The 3366-nt window shown below is 49.7% G+C and carries 2 protein-coding genes and 1 pseudogene; all 3 read left to right on the forward strand.

Features of this window, described 5'->3' with window-relative positions:
* A pseudogene (locus HMPREF9439_RS09860) lies at positions 1 to 231 on the forward strand (aspartate ammonia-lyase); the annotation flags it as partial.
* Positions 232 to 403: 172 nt separating this feature from the next.
* On the forward strand, positions 404 to 1738 hold the full coding sequence (locus HMPREF9439_RS09865) for an anaerobic C4-dicarboxylate transporter (protein ID WP_008864737.1): 1335 nt from the start codon (positions 404 to 406) through the stop codon (positions 1736 to 1738).
* A gap of 420 nt (positions 1739 to 2158) precedes the next feature.
* On the forward strand, positions 2159 to 3366 hold a 1208-nt coding region (locus tag HMPREF9439_RS09870), incomplete at its 3' end, for an aspartate ammonia-lyase (RefSeq protein ID WP_008864739.1).

The following is a 3366-nucleotide window of genomic DNA, read 5'->3' on the forward strand; positions in this document are numbered from 1 at the left end:
ACCGCCAACACCGAACGCTGCAAAGACTACGTCATGAACTCCATCGGTATCGTTACACTCCTGAAGCCGCATTTCGGCTACCAGAAGTGCGCCGCTATCGCCAAGGAAGGCTACACAACCGGTAAGTCTCTGCATCAGATCGTTGTTGACGAACAGCATCTGATGACTCAGGCTGAATGGGATGCCACATTCAATACTCAGAACTTGATTCATCCGAAATTCGTCAAGTAATTGAGTTCAAGATTTCGGCAGCGGATTCCGCTGCCGAATTTTCAGCGCTCGGAGCAGGTTAAAAAAAACATGTTCTTGCTTCGATTCAAGGGTCTTTGGCGACCCGTCAATAATTAACTAAGCCAACATCTGGGGGAGTACGGTTAACCGCGTACTTTCTTTCGGAGGATTTATGGATATCATGGTTATTCTTCAGATTATCGTTCTGCTCGGCGCGATCTTTGTCGGTGTGCGTCTCGGCGGTATCGGTATCGGCTACGCCGGCGGTGCCGGTGTTCTCATTCTCGGTCTGTGTTTAGGCATGAAGCCGGGTAACATTCCTTGGGACGTGATCCTGATCATTGCATCCGTGATCTCGGCCATTTCCGCCATGCAGCTCGCAGGAGGCTTGGACTACCTCGTTTACATCGCTGAAAAGATTCTCTACAAGAATCCTAAATACATCAACTATCTGGCTCCGCTGGTTACCTATGTTCTGACGATTTTCGCTGGTACAGGTCACACCGCTTTCTCGATGATCCCGGTTATCGTTGAAGTTGCTAAAGGCCAGAACATCCGCCCGAGCGTTCCGCTGTCTATCGCTGTGGTCGCTTCTCAGATCGCTATTACAGCTTCTCCGGTTTCCGCCGCTGTTATTTACATGACAGGCGTTCTCGAACCGTTCGGCTGGAGCTATCCGACTCTGCTGGCTGTTTGGCTTCTGACCACATTCTTAGGCTGCATGGTCACTGCTTTCATCATGACGATGTTCTGCAAGATGGATCTCAGCACCTCTACGGTTTACCAGGAACGTCTTAAAGAAGGTCTCGTTAAGCCTCCTGTCGGCATGCAGGAAATCAAGATCACTTCCTCTGCCAAGCTTTCCGTTTGGATCTTCCTTATCGGCGTTATCGCAGTTGTCTGCTACGCATCCGCTATTTCTCCGGCTATCGGCCTGATCAAACCGGTTATCGTCACACGTGACGCAGCCATCATGAGCTTGATGCTTACCGTCGGCGCTCTGATCACGGTTTTCTGCAAGGTCAAACTCGGCGATATCGCTTCCACATCCGTTTTCAAATCCGGTATGGTTGCCTGTATCTGCGTTCTCGGTGTTGCATGGCTCGGTGATACATTCGTTTCCGGTCACACCGCTCAGATCAAGGCTTTTGCTTCTGAAACCATCAGCCAGTATCCGGCTCTCCTCGCAGTTGTCTTCTTCTTAGCCGCTATGCTCCTGTACTCTCAGGCCGCTACTGCTAAGGCGATTACTCCGACAGTGGTTGCTGCCCTCGGTATCACAGCCGCTCATCCGGACAACGCTTACATGCTGGTTGCCTGCTTCGCCGCTGTTTCCGCGCTGTTCGTTCTCCCGACATACCCGACACTCCTCGGCGCTGTTCAGATGGACGACACCGGTACAACACGCATCGGTAAGTGGGTCTTCAATCACTCTTTCTTCATCCCCGGCGTTCTGGCGATTTTCTTCTCCGTCGCTTTCGGTTTCGTTGTCTGTGGCTTCATGTAATCCGCTGATCTAACGTACCCTTAAAGGGATATAAGAAAAGGGCCTCACATTGCGAGGCCTTTTTCTATGCTCAAAATCACCTGATTGTTACGAAGAATTACATAACAAATCAAAGCCTATTTGTTAGATTAAAAAATATTCTTAATAAAGATCAATGAATTCATAGAGATAAAAAAATTAGTTAATGATTTTTCCGTCGCATATGGTTTACCCCATAAGTTTGGGGTAAACCATATATTTTTTTTGTGCAAACGATTACAATACTTCGCAGCAAACAAGAGCCGGTTCGCAGTGTGTTGAGTAGCGTTCGGCTCTGTCTGCATCGGATGACTGTGTGGACCAACGGTTTTATACCGACACGGTTATTTTTCAAATCCTACTTCGAGATGAAGCGGGATATAAATTTTTGAGGAGACCTGAATGGCTCGTATTGAACATGATTTTATCGGCGACTTAGAAGTTCCTGCCAACGCTTACTATGGCGTCCAATCCCTTCGCGGCAAAGAAAACTTCTTCATCACTGAAGAGAAGAACAACCAAGAAATCTACTTCATCATCGCTTTTGCTTATGTTAAGAAAGCAGCTGCGATGGCTAATAAGGAACTCGGCGTTGTTAAACCTGAAGTTGCCGATGCAATGATCTGGGCTTGCGATCAGCTCATCAACAACACTGAAAAATATCGTGACCAGTTCATCACTGACTGGCTGCAGGGCGGAGCAGGTACTTCCACCAACATGAACGCTAACGAAGTTATCTCCAACCTCGCTATCGAACATCTCGGCGGTAAGCTCGGTGACTACTCCATCGTCAACCCGAACAACGACGCAAACTTCGGTCAGTCCACAAACGACACATACCCGACCGCTATTCATCTGAGCTGCATCCTCCGCTCCAACGTCCTTATCAAGGCCGCTGAAGAACTCCGCGACGCACTCTATGCCAAGGCTAAAGAATTCGATCAGACTCTGAAGATGGGCCGTACCCACCTCCAGGACGCTGTTCCTATGACTCTGGGACAGGAATTCCACGGCTGGGGCTTCACTATCAATGACGAAATCGAAAACCTGCGCGCTGCTCAGGAACACCTCAAGATCGTCAACCTCGGCGCTACCGCTATCGGCACTACCGTTACCGCTGCCCCGGGATATCCGGAACTTGCTGTTAAGAACCTTGCCGAACTGACCGGCATCGACTTCAAGAACAGTGAAGACCTGATCGCTGCTACCAGCGACTGCGGCGCTTACATGACTCTGTCTTCCGCCATCAAGGGTCTGGCAGTTAAGATGACTAAGGTCTGCAACGACATTCGTCTGCTTGCCTCCGGTCCTCGCTGCGGTCTAAAGGAAATCAATCTTCCTCAGCTCCAGCCGGGTTCTTCCATCATGCCAGGTAAAGTTAATCCGGTTGCTGCTGAAGTTGCTAACCAGGCCAGCTTCCTTGCTATCGGTCTCGACACAACAGTGATGCTTGCTGCTTCTGCCGGCCAGCTCGAACTGAACGTTATGGAACCGGTGATCACTTTCGCTCTGTACACACAGATGAAAGTTATGACCAACGCATGCGACACACTTCGCACCAAACTGGTTGAAGGCGTCACCGCCAACACCGAACGCTGCAAAGACTACGT

Origin of the sequence: Parasutterella excrementihominis YIT 11859 (genome assembly GCF_000205025.1) — a bacterium.
Lineage (GTDB): Bacteria > Pseudomonadota > Gammaproteobacteria > Burkholderiales > Burkholderiaceae_F > Parasutterella > Parasutterella excrementihominis.

What these genes read in the sequence shown, in the direction of transcription:
- HMPREF9439_RS09865 (WP_008864737.1), top strand. Translation starts at nt 404, where the DNA reads ATGGATATCATGGTTATTCTTCAGATTATCGTTCTGCTCGGCGCGATC.